The sequence below is a fragment of the Chryseobacterium taklimakanense genome (genome assembly GCF_900187185.1).
Classification (GTDB): Bacteria; Bacteroidota; Bacteroidia; order Flavobacteriales; family Weeksellaceae; genus Planobacterium; species Planobacterium taklimakanense.
The window spans coordinates 1,359,397-1,373,669 of sequence record NZ_LT906465.1 but is presented as its reverse complement, the minus strand read 5'-3'; the positions used below and the strand labels follow the sequence as shown (position 1 = coordinate 1,373,669).

Annotated in this window: 13 protein-coding genes; 2 read left to right on the top strand and 11 right to left on the bottom strand. The window is 40.5% G+C overall.

What is annotated here, in order from left to right; translation table 11 throughout:
* Positions 1 to 57: 57 nt before the first annotated feature.
* Both CKV81_RS06525 and tsf read right to left on the bottom strand, forming a co-directional pair.
* On the bottom strand, positions 58 to 2,772 hold the full coding sequence (locus tag CKV81_RS06525) for a T9SS type B sorting domain-containing protein (RefSeq protein WP_095071638.1): 2,715 nt from the start codon (positions 2,770 to 2,772) through the stop codon (positions 58 to 60).
* A gap of 88 nt (positions 2,773 to 2,860) precedes the next feature.
* Positions 2,861 to 3,682 carry a translation elongation factor Ts gene (tsf, locus tag CKV81_RS06520; RefSeq protein ID WP_095071634.1) on the bottom strand — a complete coding sequence of 274 codons (822 nt, stop codon included), beginning with the start codon at positions 3,680 to 3,682 and terminating at the stop codon, positions 2,861 to 2,863.
* A gap of 136 nt (positions 3,683 to 3,818) precedes the next feature.
* Here tsf and CKV81_RS06515 point away from each other — a divergent pair, with 136 nt between their 5' ends.
* Entirely contained in the window at positions 3,819 to 4,385 is a 567-nt protein-coding gene (locus CKV81_RS06515) for a DUF6759 domain-containing protein (RefSeq protein ID WP_095071632.1), read from the top strand.
* Between the two features lie 53 nt (positions 4,386 to 4,438).
* Here CKV81_RS06515 and CKV81_RS06510 read toward each other — a convergent pair whose 3' ends face one another.
* The 3 genes from CKV81_RS06510 to CKV81_RS06500 all read right to left on the bottom strand — a co-directional run bounded on the left by CKV81_RS06510 (position 4,439) and on the right by CKV81_RS06500 (position 7,818).
* Positions 4,439 to 5,395, bottom strand: a complete 957-nt coding sequence (locus CKV81_RS06510) for an acetyl-CoA carboxylase carboxyltransferase subunit alpha (RefSeq protein ID WP_095071630.1) — start codon at positions 5,393 to 5,395, stop codon at positions 4,439 to 4,441.
* A 46-nt stretch (positions 5,396 to 5,441) separates the two neighbouring features.
* Positions 5,442 to 6,953: a glutamate--tRNA ligase gene (gene gltX / locus CKV81_RS06505; RefSeq protein WP_095071627.1), complete on the bottom strand. Its 1,512-nt coding sequence runs from the start codon at positions 6,951 to 6,953 to the stop codon at positions 5,442 to 5,444.
* A 70-nt stretch (positions 6,954 to 7,023) separates the two neighbouring features.
* The gene (locus CKV81_RS06500) at positions 7,024 to 7,818 is read right to left on the bottom strand and encodes a glycosyltransferase family 2 protein (protein WP_095071625.1); all 795 of its coding nucleotides are present in this window, start codon (positions 7,816 to 7,818) and stop codon (positions 7,024 to 7,026) included.
* Positions 7,819 to 7,869: 51 nt separating this feature from the next.
* Here CKV81_RS06500 and CKV81_RS06495 point away from each other — a divergent pair, with 51 nt between their 5' ends.
* Positions 7,870 to 9,030 carry a glycosyltransferase gene (locus CKV81_RS06495; RefSeq protein ID WP_095071623.1) on the top strand — a complete coding sequence of 387 codons (1,161 nt, stop codon included), beginning with the start codon at positions 7,870 to 7,872 and terminating at the stop codon, positions 9,028 to 9,030.
* Here the strand turns inward: CKV81_RS06495 and CKV81_RS06490 are convergent.
* The 6 genes from CKV81_RS06490 to CKV81_RS06465 form a co-directional block, all read right to left on the bottom strand.
* On the bottom strand, positions 9,020 to 10,051 hold the full coding sequence (locus CKV81_RS06490; RefSeq protein ID WP_095071618.1) for a hypothetical protein: 1,032 nt from the start codon (positions 10,049 to 10,051) through the stop codon (positions 9,020 to 9,022). The genes CKV81_RS06495 and CKV81_RS06490 overlap by 11 nt on opposite strands.
* Positions 10,052 to 10,058: 7 nt before the next feature.
* Positions 10,059 to 11,309, bottom strand: coding sequence for an ornithine--oxo-acid transaminase (gene rocD, locus CKV81_RS06485; RefSeq protein ID WP_095071616.1), 1,251 nt, complete (start codon positions 11,307 to 11,309; stop codon positions 10,059 to 10,061).
* A 73-nt stretch (positions 11,310 to 11,382) separates the two neighbouring features.
* Positions 11,383 to 12,735, bottom strand: coding sequence for an acetyl-CoA carboxylase biotin carboxylase subunit (gene accC, locus CKV81_RS06480; protein ID WP_095071614.1), 1,353 nt, complete (start codon positions 12,733 to 12,735; stop codon positions 11,383 to 11,385).
* Positions 12,736 to 12,828: 93 nt separating this feature from the next.
* Positions 12,829 to 13,317 (bottom strand): acetyl-CoA carboxylase biotin carboxyl carrier protein, encoded by a 489-nt coding sequence (accB, locus tag CKV81_RS06475; protein ID WP_095071612.1) that lies wholly within the window; start codon positions 13,315 to 13,317, stop codon positions 12,829 to 12,831.
* A gap of 111 nt (positions 13,318 to 13,428) precedes the next feature.
* Entirely contained in the window at positions 13,429 to 13,632 is a 204-nt protein-coding gene (rpmF, locus tag CKV81_RS06470) for a 50S ribosomal protein L32 (protein WP_095071610.1), read from the bottom strand.
* A 65-nt stretch (positions 13,633 to 13,697) separates the two neighbouring features.
* On the bottom strand, positions 13,698 to 14,225 hold the full coding sequence (locus CKV81_RS06465; RefSeq protein WP_095071608.1) for a YceD family protein: 528 nt from the start codon (positions 14,223 to 14,225) through the stop codon (positions 13,698 to 13,700).
* Positions 14,226 to 14,273 lie beyond the last annotated feature (48 nt).

Here is a 14,273-nt window from a genome sequence, read left to right as displayed (position 1 = left end):
AGTTAAGAAAAAACAAAACTTCGGAAAGTAGTAGAACTTTCTTTAAATTTTTAAGCATCAGTAGTTTTTAAGCAGGATCCAACCCTGAAGTGAATCATTTTCAGCCCCGTCATAATCCTGCCAGGTCATGTAGTACCAATACGTTCCGGTCGGAAGGTTATAACCTCCTGATTTGCCCGTCCAGGTGAAATTGTTCAGGGTATTTCCTTCAAACACTTTTTTGCCATAACGGTCATATATCTGGAATACCGGATTTATTTTATTGTGCAGTTCCGGGACTTCCACGGAATCGTTGTAGCCGTCTCCGTTTGGTGTAAGTACATTATTTACAGCAATCACCGTAAAATAGCTTATCACCGGGAGACAGTTATCAGCAGATTTTATAAATACGGTGTAGAACCCTCTTCCGCCATTTATTTCAATGTTTGCCCGGTCTGTATTAAACTGCTGATAAGCAAAATCGGGCGGCAAATCGTTTTGCGTATGTTTGCCTTTTTTTACGGCGATAGAATAGAGCTTTCTTCCCTTTTCAATTTCTATAATTGCCGAAGTTTCACCTTTTACGTCAATGGACTTTACTTGTGGCAGTTCATAAGTTTTTAACTGAATTTTTCCGGGGTTGAGGCGGTTGTCGCAGCTGTAAATATCTGAGATTTTTACATAAACAGTTTTGCCCGGAGCCGAGTAATAATTTGAAATCTCACTGTCGGGAATCCTGCTTTGCGGCGAAAATGCAGCATCGGTATAATATTCAAAACCGGTATAATTTGAGTTGACATTGGCTGGTTCAAAAGATTTTTTCAGGTTAAAATATCCTTTCCCGCTATAATCAATACATTCAGTAATTTCCGTGTTTTTCGGCTTTATCTGGAAGATATTTACCGTAACAGTTATTTCTTCATACTCAGGGAATTCCGTGCCTTGCTGTTCCAGATAATATGTGAATTTCACCTGTTCGTCGGTGGTGTTTTCAGCTTCAAAATAAATTTTGCCATCTGCTCCGACATAAGCCTTTCCAGAAGAAGGCTTCATAATAATAGCCGTTTTGGTGGGATCTGCCTTCCATGTAGGATTTTTGGTAAAAATCGGTTCAATCGTGATCGTGTTGCAGGCGCCAGCAGTAAACTCAGAATTGCTGTAGGTCGGGCATTTCAAGTATTTAAAATTTTTTGTGGTTTGTGCCGGTAAACATGAAAGTTTAGTTACTGTAACCCTGTAATAACCAAAGTTTTTTCCGGGATTGATCTGGTAGCCGGTATCCGGTAAAATAGTCCAGTTTATTTGATCAGTACTGTATTCCCATTTGTATTCATTATAAAAATCATCAACTTCAAGCATCTGCCCCCGGGCACAATCGCCAATTTTTGAAATAGAAGGAATGGAGCTGAATCCCGCAAAATAGCCTCCAAACCCTGCAGGACCGGAGCCTCCGGCAATTCCTGCAGTAATCGCTTTGTCATCAGTTGTTTCAATGGTTTGGTTTCCTGAAGCACCGGACAAAGTGAAAACTTCCCAGTCTGCAGAACCATCCACCTTGAATGGCCCTAATAAACCGGAAGTAGACCCGTTTACGTTTACAGATGCTCCCTTTTGCGCTAAAATATTAAGTTTTACATTGTGATATTCTTCAGACCGAACACTGCTTTGGGGCCCAGTATAAGTTAAAGGCAGACGGTTGACCTCACTCAATTCATCTATTTTTGAAGGTAGAAAGCAGGAAAGTGCAGGGATAAGATTCATTCCTCCAGAAGGCATTTCCTGATCGCGGCTGCCCGCTAAAATACCGTAAACATAGACATTGTCCGTACTTTTAACATACAGCGCGTAGATGTTGTTGGCGCCATCCAAATCCTGATATTTATCGCTTGGAATGAAGATATAGCCTCCTGCTTTTGGAATATTGGCGTATTTTGTAGTTTCATTATTCAGGTAAACATCGGTATTGTCTTTAGTCGCAATGATGAGCGTGGATTCAATTTCTGACTTCGGAAAATTGCCGTTTCCGCCCATTATTATAAACTCTTTTCCGGTTTTCTCAACGGGCACTGACTGGTCCATGAAGATATCAACTCCAGTTTCGGCCATTCTCCCGCTGAAACTGCCGTTGGAAACTGAGATTGGCTTATCTGCAGTAATTTTAGCGCCAATCAAACCATCCAATGCTTCATTTGTTCCTTCATCAACATCAAAAATATAAGACTCGCCACTGTTGAGGGTTACGGTTTTGGTGCTGCTGATGGTGCTGTCATTGGTAAAAATTAGTCCGCTGAGGTATCCTGAAAGCGTAACGGTAGTGCCATTTTCAACTGCTAAGATGTTCGCTGTATAGTTGGATGATACCGTTGCATTGAGTCTCGGCATACCAATAAAAAATTCCTGCCCGAGTGCAGCTTTTCCTTTTGAAGTAACAATTTCTGCGTGATTGTGAACAGAAAATCTTAAAGTTGCAAAATATTTTTTGTCACCAACCAAATGCAATCCCTTTTGTTGAATCGTGGAAACTTCGCTTACATCTTCAGTGATGATATACTGCCTCGGAATTTCGAAAATTTGTGGTGCGCCTTTACTTAAGCTGACTGTTCCGAGGAGGTTGTTGCCACTGTAGATTTTAACCGGGAAAGGTGTAGTTTCCGAGGTGGAAAGGTAAACCGCCTGATAGTTCGCAGCTGATTTATAATTGCTGAACATAGGTGCAAACCAATGCTCCGTATCCATCTGTGCAGAGGAAAACAGGGAAAACAGAATCAGGAAAAAAGTAAAAATATTTCTCAAGTTCAAAATATTTGGGGAAGCAAAGTTAGGTTATTAAAACAAAAAAACTCTGCCCGAGGACAGAGTTTAATAAATATTTTCAGAGAGATTAAGCTAATGCAACTCTTACGAAACCAACAACTTTCAGGTCGCCGTTTACGGTTTTAACGTAGTCAGCTACAGACTGGTTTCCGTCTTTGATGAATGCCTGGTGTACCAAGGTGTTTTCTTTATAGAACTTCTGCATTTTACCTTTCAGGATGTTGTCGATGATGTTCTCTGGCTTCCCTTCCTTAATCAAAAGATCTCTTTCGATTTCAAGTTCTTTGTCAATAGTGTCCTGTGATACTTTAGTTTCATCAAGAGCGATTGGGTTCATCGCTGCAACCTGCATTGATACTGCTTTTGCAGCTTCTTCAGCACCCGCTACATTGTCGGAAAGGGAAGTGATCGCAGCAATTTTGTTACCTGCGTGGATGTATGAACCAAGGAACGGACCTTCGATAGTTTCGAATGAACCAACCTCGATTTTTTCACCGATTACACCTGTTTGCTCAGTAAGTTTATCAGCAACGCTGATTCCTTTGTAATCAGAAGCCAGGAATTCTTCTTTAGTTTTTCCTAAAGCCAGTTCTGCAAGGTCGTGAGCCAGTTTTACGAAATCTTCGTTTTTCGCCACGAAATCGGTCTCACAGTTTAGGGCGATGATCACACCTTTAGTGTTATCAGCATTTACTTTAGCGATTACTGCACCTTCAGTAGATTCTCTGTCAGCTCTGTTGGCAGCAACTTTCTGTCCTTTTTTTCTAAGGATTTCAATTGCTTTCTCGAAATCTCCCTCGGCTTCCACTAAAGCCTTTTTGCAGTCCATCATTCCTGCACCTGTTGTGTTTCTTAATTTTGCTACATCTGCAGCTACTGGTGTGTACATATTTTAGATTTTTTTATTGAAAGTTTTGGTATATTGGCTCTGTTTTTGAGCCTTGCAAAGATAATAAATTCTGTGTAAACTAAAAGGGTGCTTTTTGCGTTATTTAATTATAAAATTTGAACAATTAGACCTTGTGATGAAGAAAATTTTTTACGTTCCTACCTTTTTCTTAAGCCTTCATATTACTGCTCAGAACTACACTGTAGCGCAGGTTGAAAAGACAGATGACCCGAAAGTTGTCGCTAATTTCATTAAGTATAATCCTAACCATCAGAGAACGCCGGAGTTTAAGCGGAAGCTCTACGCAATGATCAACAGCGATAAACCTGCAGTTGCAAAACCGACCGTGCAGCCCATCAATAAAAAGGAGGTGGCGACAGCCATAAAAAAAGACGTAGCGAAAGATGGAACTGTAAGCGAAAAAAATAAGAAAACCGCGGAACTGCTGACGCATCTCTTCAATAACGATCCCAATAAAAAAGATGCCTACATCCACATCAGGAACAGATCGAAATGCAACCTGATCGTAAAAATCAGCGGGAGAAAGTTCTATAACCTTACCGTGCCTGCGAACAATGACAATTATATTCTGGTTCCGAAAGGTACATATACTCTGACGACTTCGGTCTGTGATGCCAAATATTCATCGGTCAAAAATATCCAGAAAGATACGGAGATTACCCTGAACACGCGAACTAAATAAAACAAAAACGGCGCAGAAATTTGCGCCGGTTTTTATATTAATGATAATTGATCTTAACCTTTAAATTCGCCCATAGCGATAAATTTTTCCTGTCTTTGCTCTATCAGTTCCCGCTCTGTAAATTTACTGAAGGCCTTGATATTGTGAAGAATAGACTGCTTCACATTCTGGTAAGCAACTTCCGGATCGTATTGTGCGCCGCCAAGCGGTTCCTCAATAATGCCGTCAATGATCTTGTTTTTCAGCATATCGGCCGGTGTTAGTTTCAGCGCATTGGCAGCATCTTCTTTATGGTCCCAGTTTCTCCAAAGGATTGATGAGCAGCTTTCCGGAGCAATTACCGAATACCAGGTGTACTGAAGCATATAAACTTTGTTCCCAACACCGATTCCCAGTGCACCGCCACTGGCTCCTTCACCAATGACATAAGTGAAAATCGGAGTTTTCAGCTTCACCATTTCGTAAATATTTTTGGCAATGGCTTCACCCTGGCCTCGCTCTTCAGCCTCTAAACCCGGATAAGCACCCGGAGTATCCAGAAATGTTATTACCGGAATTTTAAATTTTTCAGCCAGCTGCATCAGTCTCAGAGCTTTTCTGTAGCCCTCAGGATTTGGCATCCCAAAACGCCTGATCTGCCTTTCTTTGGTGGTGCGCCCTTTTTGAGTTCCGATGAACATGACATTTTTCCCGTCGATCTTAGCAAGTCCGCCAACCATCGCCTGATCATCTGCGTAAGACCTGTCACCGTGAAGCTCGAGAAAGGTTCCTTTATCTGCAATCCCGTTTATAAAGTCCAAAGTATACGGACGGTCCGGATGTCTTGATAGCTGCACCGTCTGCCATGGTGTAAGGTTTCCGTAGATCTCTTTCTTTTTTTTATTAATCTTGTCTTCGATCTGGCTGCAGGCCAGTTTCACATCTACACCACTTTCTTCACCAACCATTGAGCAGGTTTGGTACTGCTCCATCAGTTCTTTTATGGGTTGTTCAAATTCTAAATATTCCATCTGTTTCTTGCGAAATTATCCTTCAAATTTATAAAATAATGCTGAATTAGCCCATATGATTAACGGTATTTTTAATCCGGGTAAGGCTTTCATCCTTACCTAAAATATGCAGGATATCGGGAACATCCGGACCTTTCAGTTCGCCAACCAAAGCCAGACGCAAAGGCATCATCACTTTTCCCATACCCAAGGATCTGCTTTCCGCAAAATCATGGATGTTTTGCTTCAGAGTTTCCGGTTCAAAGTCCCACTTTTCCAGTTCTGCAGAAAGAGCTGTCATAGTTTCAGAAGTTTCGGTGCCCCAAGCTTTTTTTGATGCTTTTTCATCATAATGAACCGGTCGCTGAAAGAAGAATTTTCCGCTTTCAAAAATGTCCTTCACGAAAGTGGCTCTTTCCTTCATCAGTGAAATGATTTTCAGAAGCTTTTCGTCTGAAATTTTTGTGTTTTCAAGTTCTTCAAAATTTTTCAAAAGTTCCAAAATTTCCTCATCAGATTTCCTTTGAAGGTACTGGTGATTGAACCATTCTGCTTTCTCTTTGCTGAAACGTGCCCCGGCTTTATGAACTTTATAAAGATCAAATTCTTTCGCCATTTCATCCAAAGTCAGGATTTCTTTATCATCAGAAGGCGACCAGCCCAGCAGTGCCAGAAAGTTGATAAATGCCTCCGGGAAATATCCTTCTTCCCTGTATCCTTTGGAAACAGCACCAGTTTCGCTGTCAGTAAAATTCAGTGGAAATACCGGGAAACCGAATTTGTCGCCATCCCTCTTACTCAGTTTTCCTTTGCCTTCCGGCTTCAAAATCAGGGAAAGATGTGCAAATTGTGGAGCTTCCCAGCCCATCGCTTCGTAAAGCAAAGTGTGTAATCCTAAAGAAGGAAGCCATTCTTCGCCGCGAATCACATGGGAAATTTTCATCTCGTGGTCATCGATAATATTCGCAAAATGGTACGTCGGCATACCGTCGTTTTTCACCAAAACTTTGTCATCCAGTGTATTGGTATTTACGGAGAAATTTCCTCGGATAATATCCTCAAGCTGCAGAATCCTGTCTACCGGCATCTTGAAGCGTACCACATAAGGCACTTTTTTTTGCAGAAGTTCACCAACTTCTTCCTCCGATAGCGTCAAACTGTTTTTCAGGCGGTTTCTGGTATAATTGTTATAGGCGAAAACTTCGCCTTTTTCTTCATATTCCTTACGGATTTCATCCAGTTCTTCCGGAGTGTCGAAGGCGATGTAGGCGTAATCGGTTTTTAAGATTTGCTCGGTGTATCTTTCGTAGATATCCCGTCTTTCACTTTGTCTGTACGGGCCATAGTTTCCGCCGTGTTTAGGGCTTTCATCGGGTATAATGCCGCACCATTCCAGCGCTTCCATAATATAATCTTCGGCACCTTCCACATATCTTGCAGTATCGGTGTCTTCAATCCTCAAAATAAATTCACCACCTTTATTTTTTGCAAAAAGGTAATCATACAAAGCAGTCCTCGCTCCGCCTAAATGCAAAGGTCCCGTAGGACTCGGCGCAAAACGCACCCTCACTTTACCCATACTTAAAATTTTAAGCAGCAAATTTAAGAATTATTGATTTTAAAAACTTTAGAACTGTGAATGAAATTGTTTAAAGTTTTTCAATGCCGTTTCTGGTGGTAAAAGCTTTCATTTTTTTCGCTTCGTTTAAAAGCTGATCGTTGAAAGGCAGTTGATTTTTTGGCGCTTCCTTATGATGAAGGTGATATTGGATGGCAGCGTTCTTGATTTTCTTGAACCCAACGCCTTTTTTTAACAGTCTGAGTGCTATTTCTGAATCTTCACGGCCCCAGCCTCTGATGTCTTCATTGTAGCCATTGACCTCCAGCAGGTCTTTTTTCCAAAAACTCATATTGCAGCCACGCACTTGGAAGATCAGTTTTTCCAGAGGTTCGTTTTTTGGTTTTCTGAAAACATTTAACAAAGGAAGATAAGTGGCATTAAACCGGTTTTTAATGCCTTTGGAAAATGGTGAAAATTTTATCAGGATTTCCTGTTCAGCAATTTTACTCACTTCTTCACTTAGCAAAACCCTTGAACCTGAAAGAAAAGTGTTTGTTTCTGCCAGATGCAGATGGTTTTTCACGAAATCTGGATGAAGAACTGTGTCGCCGTCAACCTGTATAATGTAGTCGCTTTTAGCAGCTTTTATGCTTTTGTTCCTTATTTCTGAGAGCCTGAAACCATCATCTTCATGCCAAATGTGGTGTATGGGCAATGATGTTTTTTGCTGAAATTCCTCAACTAAATTTTTAGTTTCTGAGGTTGATCCGTCATCTGCAATCAGTATTTCATCCGGCAGAACAGTTTGCTTTAAGGCACTTTCCAAAACCAGCTTTAAAGCACGGGGCCAGTTGTAAGTTGCGATAATCAGCGATGCAGTCATGAGGTAAGTTTAGGCAAAAATATTTATTTTTGATTCAATTTAAAATTTTAAATGGATTTAAGCCGGCATAAGAATGTAAACATCGGTTTTTTCGTGATAGATTACTCGGCAGCTGGCGGAGTAGAACGTGTTACGGCAAATCTTATGTCGCAATTTCTGGTGAACGGAATTCAAAACCTTTATCTGCTTTCGCTGAAATCAGGAATTGGGAAACCATCAATGAATTATCCTGAAAATTCTGAATTAAAAATCTTCGATAAAAATAATACGGGTAAGAAATTTTTTGCTGATGAGCTGATAGCTTATCTTAAGCAAAAGGATATTAAGCATCTTATTTTTCAGGCCGATAATATGACCATAGCACTGGAGGTTCTGAGAGGCGCAAAAGCTGCTGGCTGCAAAGCATACCCACAGTATCACGGTTCGCCTTACGCATACCTCAGGAAATATTCTGAGGCGAACAAACCAAATTTAGAAAAAGTTCTTTTCGCAAAAATCACTTACCCTTTCAAGAAAAAAAAGATTAAAAAATTCATTCAAAATTCTGAAGAAGGAGTATTTTGCGTAAGTCACGGTTCGGCAGACGAAATGAAATTTATTTTTAAAAATGATGAAAATATTGCAAAAAAATTAAAAGTCGTTCGTAATCCAATCATTTTAAACGGTACTGTTTCTGCAAAAGAAAAACTCATTACATTGGTCTCAAGGCTTGAGAACAAACATAAAAATGCCTTCCTGGCGGTGAAAGCCTGGGCTTTGATAGCCAATAAATTTCCTGACTGGAAACTCGTTATTCTGGGCGACGGAAGTTTAAGACAAAAAATGGAAAACTTCTGCAAAGAACAAAATATCAATAATGTTGATTTTCCGGGTTTTGTGTCGAACGTGGACGAGATACTTGCAAGAAGTGCAGTATCCCTTAACGTTTCAAATTGTGAAGGTTTCCCGATGGGCGTTGCCGAGGCAATCGTCCAGAAAAATGTAATGGTGATCACCGACAGCGATGGTGGCGCAAAAGATATGGTGATTCATGGTAAAACCGGTCTTGTGTCACCAAAAAATGATGCAGAGAAACTCGCTGCCAATATTGAAAAAGTAATTCTTAATGAAAATCTTCGAAACGATTTAGCAGAAAATGCTTTCCAGAGGCTGGAGAATATGGCAGCAAATGACAATTTTCACACTTGGACAAAAATCCTTTTTAAGAATTGATCAGCTCGGCAGGGAATTCGATTCTTTGATGAGGTCCAATCTCGAGAATATAATTAATCCAGTTCGTAAAGCCATACTTCTTAACAATCTGTTCAGGCAGTTTTTCGTATGGTTTTTGGAGGAATTCTTCGATGCCGTAAGGATTTTCACCATCCCAGACAAAAATATTTGCAGGATTGTAGAAATCGTAATATTTAACGGAAGGATTGTTGGTTACGAGTTTTTTACCAAAACCGACAGCCTCAAAAGTCCTTAGTGAAAGTCCGCCATGTGAACTGTCAAGAAAATCCAGAATGACTTTTGAGTTCATCATGCTTTCCAGGTTTTGCTGATAAGTCATCGGTTCAGTAAAGAAATTTATGTTTTTATTTAATCCCGAAGTGCTTGCTAAATCCTTCGTCAACAGGTTGACGTCGAGCTTTAGATTCAGCGGCTCAATTTTTTCAAGCAAACGCAAAATCGACGGCATCCGCTTCTTCATCATGAATCCGATGTAGTAGATATCGTTTTCGGGGTTTTCCTTTGTCTTTACATGATCAATGTAGAAATTTGTTGTCGGTTTTACATTAGGGAATTCCGGATGCGGATAATCTTTCGGATCAAAGACATAAAAGCTGTCAAAATAAGGAATTACATCTCTGGTAAGCGGATAAAGCGCCAGCCCGTCCCAATGATAACCATACATTTTACCCACTTTTTGTTTGATTTTTTCCAGGAACTCTGTGGGATAAATGTCCGGTCTGATCAGGAGTGCATAATCCGCCTTAGGATGTAAATGGTTTAGCTGATTTTCCAGTTCTTGCCTGTGATTATTGTATTTAAGTCTTTTTTTGAAATTTTTGTCTTTCAAAAATGTTTTCCTGAAAAAATTGTGAATTCTTTGGCCGAAATTTTTGTATTTAAAATTTGTAATGTCAAAACTTACGTTAATTACCTCGAAATCAAGGTTTTCTAAGTTCGACTGTATTGCGGAGTTTATACTGTTGTCTGTCGGTAAACCAAGAATAATTCTTTTTTTCATCCGGGAATTACTTCTTAAACTCCACAATCGTTTTTTCAAGGATTGCTACACATTCCATCAGTTGTTCTTCAGTAATTACCAAAGGTGGTGCAAGGCGGATGATGTTGCCGTGGGTAGGTTTTGCCAATAGTCCGTTTTCTTTTAAAGCGAGGCAAAGGTTCCATGCTGTTGGTGAGTGCTGTGAATCGTTGATAATGATGGCGTTAAGCAAACCTTTCCCGCGAACCGAATGAACCAGATCCGATTTTTCAATGACTTTTTTGATTTCATTTCTGAACTTTTCACCCAGCTTTTCAGCTCTTTCTGAAAGGTTTTCTTCTTCTACCACATCCAAAGCGGCAGTTGCGACAGCGCATGCTAAAGGATTTCCACCGAAAGTGGAACCGTGCTGTCCAGGATGGATCACTTTCATGATATTGTCATTAGCCAAAACTGCAGAAACAGGGTACATACCGCCAGAAAGTGCTTTTCCTAAAATCAGAACATCCGGCTGCACATCTTCGTGGTGGCACGCAATCAGGCGTCCGGTTCTGGCGATGCCGGTCTGTACTTCGTCAGCGATAAAAAGCACATTATATTTTTTACAAAGTTCTGACGCTTTTTTCAGGAAACCTTCATCAGGAACGTAAACTCCCGCTTCACCCTGAATTGGTTCTACCAAAAACGCTGCGATGTTTTCGGCATCTTTTTCCAGTACGGTTTCAAGCTCCTTTAAATCATTGTAGGGAATTTTAACGAAGCCAGGTGTGAATGGCCCGTAGTTGTTGTGCGCATCCGGATCATTTGAGAACGACACGATTGTTGTTGTTCTGCCGTGGAAGTTGTTTTCGCAAACAATGATTTTAGCGTTGTTACCGTGAACGCCCTTCACTTCGTAAGCCCATTTTCTGGCAAGTTTTATCGCGGTTTCAACGGCTTCTGCACCGGAATTCATTGGTAAAACTTTATCAAAACCGAAAAGAGAAGTGACTTTTTTCTCGTATTCACCTAATTTTGAGTTATAAAAAGCTCTTGAAGTCAGCGCTAAAGTTTGTGCCTGCTTCACTAATGCGTCCACAATTTTAGGGTGAGAATGCCCTTGATTTACAGCAGAATAAGCTGATAAAAAATCGTAATATCTTTTGCCTTCCACATCCCAAACGTACACGCCTTCACCCCGTTCCAAAACTACCGGAAGTGGATGATAATTGTGGGCGCCGTGTTTATCCTCTAAATCAATAAAATACTGTGCGTTTTTTTGCTGTGTTTCTGCTGACATCTTTTTGCTTTTTACTTTTTGACAAATTTAAGGTAAATGATTAAAAAACCGCCTTTTGAAAGACGGTTTTTATTTAATGGTCGTATTTTCTGTCCATCACGAAAGTTTCCATGAACTTCGTGGTATAGTTTCCGGCAACGTAATCCGGATCTTCCATCAGCTGCCTGTGGAACGGGATCGTGGTTTTTACACCTTCTACATAAAACTCCTCCAACGCGCGTTTCATTTTAGCAATCGCTTCTTCTCTGGTTTGCGCTGTGGTAATTATTTTTGCGATCATGGAATCATAGTTTGAAGGAATAGTGTAACCACTGTAAACGTGAGTATCTATACGGATTCCGTGTCCTCCGGGAATGTTCAGACTTGTGATTTTCCCTGGGCTTGGCCTGAAATCGTTGTAAGGATCTTCCGCATTAATCCTACATTCGATGGAATGTAGTTTTGGGAAATGGTTAATTCCTGAGATTGGGGTTCCTGCTGCAAGCAAAATTTGTTCTCTAATTAGGTCATAATCAATAACCTGCTCTGTGATCGGGTGCTCTACCTGGATTCTGGTATTCATCTCCATGAAATAGAAATTCCTGTGCTTGTCCACCAGAAATTCTATGGTTCCAACACCTTCATAGCCAATAAATTCCGCAGCTTTTACTGCAGCGTCGCCCATTTTCTGACGAAGTTCATCAGTCATGAACGGAGAGGGAGTTTCTTCTGTAAGTTTCTGATTTCTACGCTGTACGGAACAGTCTCGTTCTGAAAGGTGGCATGCTTTCCCGAACTGATCGCCGGCAATCTGAATTTCGATGTGGCGCGGTTCTTCAATCAGTTTTTCCATATACATACCGCCGTTTCCAAAGGCTGCTACAGCTTCCTGTATTGCAGATTCCCAGTGGTCCTTAAGGTCTTCGGCTTTCCATACGGCTCTCATACCTTTACCGCCGCCGCCTGCAGTGGCTTTGATCATTACCGGATAACCGATTTCTTCGGCAATTCTTGCTGCGTCTTCGTATGATTCAATCAGCCCGTCAGAACCTGGAACACACGGAACGCCGGCCGCTTTCATAGTTGCTTTCGCGTTGGCTTTATCGCCCATCTTTTCGATCTGTTCAGGAGTTGCGCCGATGAATTTAATGCCGTTTTTCTGGCAGATTCTGGAGAAATTGGCATTTTCTGAAAGAAAGCCGTAACCCGGATGTATTGCGTCTGCATTGGTGATTTCCGCGGCAGAGATAATGTTTGGAATTTTCAGATAGGAATCCTTGCTCATTGCAGGGCCTATACACACGGCTTCATCTGCAAATCTTACGTGGAGGCTGTCTTTGTCGGCAGTGGAATATACCGCTACGGTCTTTATTCCCATTTCTTTGCACGTGCGCAGTACACGCATCGCAATCTCACCACGGTTGGCAATTAATATTTTTTTGAACATCTTTTTAGAAATTTTAAATTGTAAATTTTGAATTTTAAATTGATTTTAAATGCATTACATTCAAAATCTATAATTTATAATTTAAAATTCCGATTAAGATGGATCTACAAGGAACAGTGGCTGGTCATATTCCACAGGCGTAGCATCATCCACAAGGATTTTTACGATTTTACCGGAAACCTCGGACTCAATCTGGTTGAAAAGTTTCATCGCTTCGATGACGCAAACCACTTTTCCTTCAGTTACAGAATCGCCTACGTTTACGAAAACGTCCTTGTCTGGGGCTGGTTTTCTGTAGAATGTACCGATCATTGGTGATTTGATGGTGATGTATTTGCTTTCATCAGCTGCTGCCTCAGCTTTTTCTGCTGCCGGAGCCGCTGCCTGCGGAGCTGTAGGCTGAGCCGGAGCTGCTGCATATGGAGCAGTTTGGTATACTGCCGGTTGTGGAACGTAGCTTACCGGGTCGTTGCCAAGCGGAGTTTTAATCGTGATTTCGAAATCTTTCGTTTTGTATCTTACTTCAGAAACTTCTGCTTTAGACACAAATTTGATTAAATTTTGTATGTCTCTAATGTCCATAATTTGTTATTTGAATATTCTTCAAAATTACAAAAAATCAACAAAAAACCACTCAAATTTTATAAAAATGAGTGGTTTTTTGTATGAAAATGAAGGTTTTCTAAACTATTTCTAGTTCTCCTCGCTAGTTTCAGTTTGTTTTTCCATTACTACTTTTCCTCTGTAATAAAGTTTTCCTTCGTGCCAGTGTGCTCTGTGGTATAAGTGCAGCTCACCTGTTGTTGCATCTTTGGCCAATTGAGGAACTTCCGCTTTATAGTGAGTTCTTCTTTTGTCTCTTCTTGTGCTCGACTGTCTTCTCTTTGGATGTGCCATTTTTAATAATTTTTTTGATGAGCGATGAGATTCATCATCTCACCATATTTAAACTATTTTTTTTTTTAATTTTTGTCTTTTAATTTCTTTAAGGCTTCCCAGCGCGGATCAATTTCTTCTTCACCGGCTTGATCTTCTGTCTCTTTTGGACTGTATTTTTCCAGGATTTCCAAATCTTCGTTATCTACATTTGGCGACACTTTCTTCATCGGGATCGACAAGCTTACATCTTCATAAATCAGCTGCGCAACATTGAATGCGTGGTCTGTACTTGGTATGGTGATCACATCTTCGTCACTGTCGTCATACACTTCACCAAATTTCACCAAAACTTTGATTTCGTTCTCAATCGGGTGGTCGAATTCTTCATTCGTGATGTCGCAAACCAGCGTTACCACGCCTTCTGTTTTAATCCAGAATTCCAGAAACGTGGAGTGTTTATCCATCAGCACTTCGGCTGTAATCCTGGGATTTGTGAAGTCCTGTTCAGTCTCAAAAAGTTCAAAGAACGCTTTATTTATCTCAAATTGGAACTTGTGCTTCCCTTCCTTCAGTCCGGAAAATACAACTTCGTAGTTTCTAAACTTGTCCATAAAATGAGGTTGCAAAAATATGCATTTTTTTTGAATTAGCAAATAATT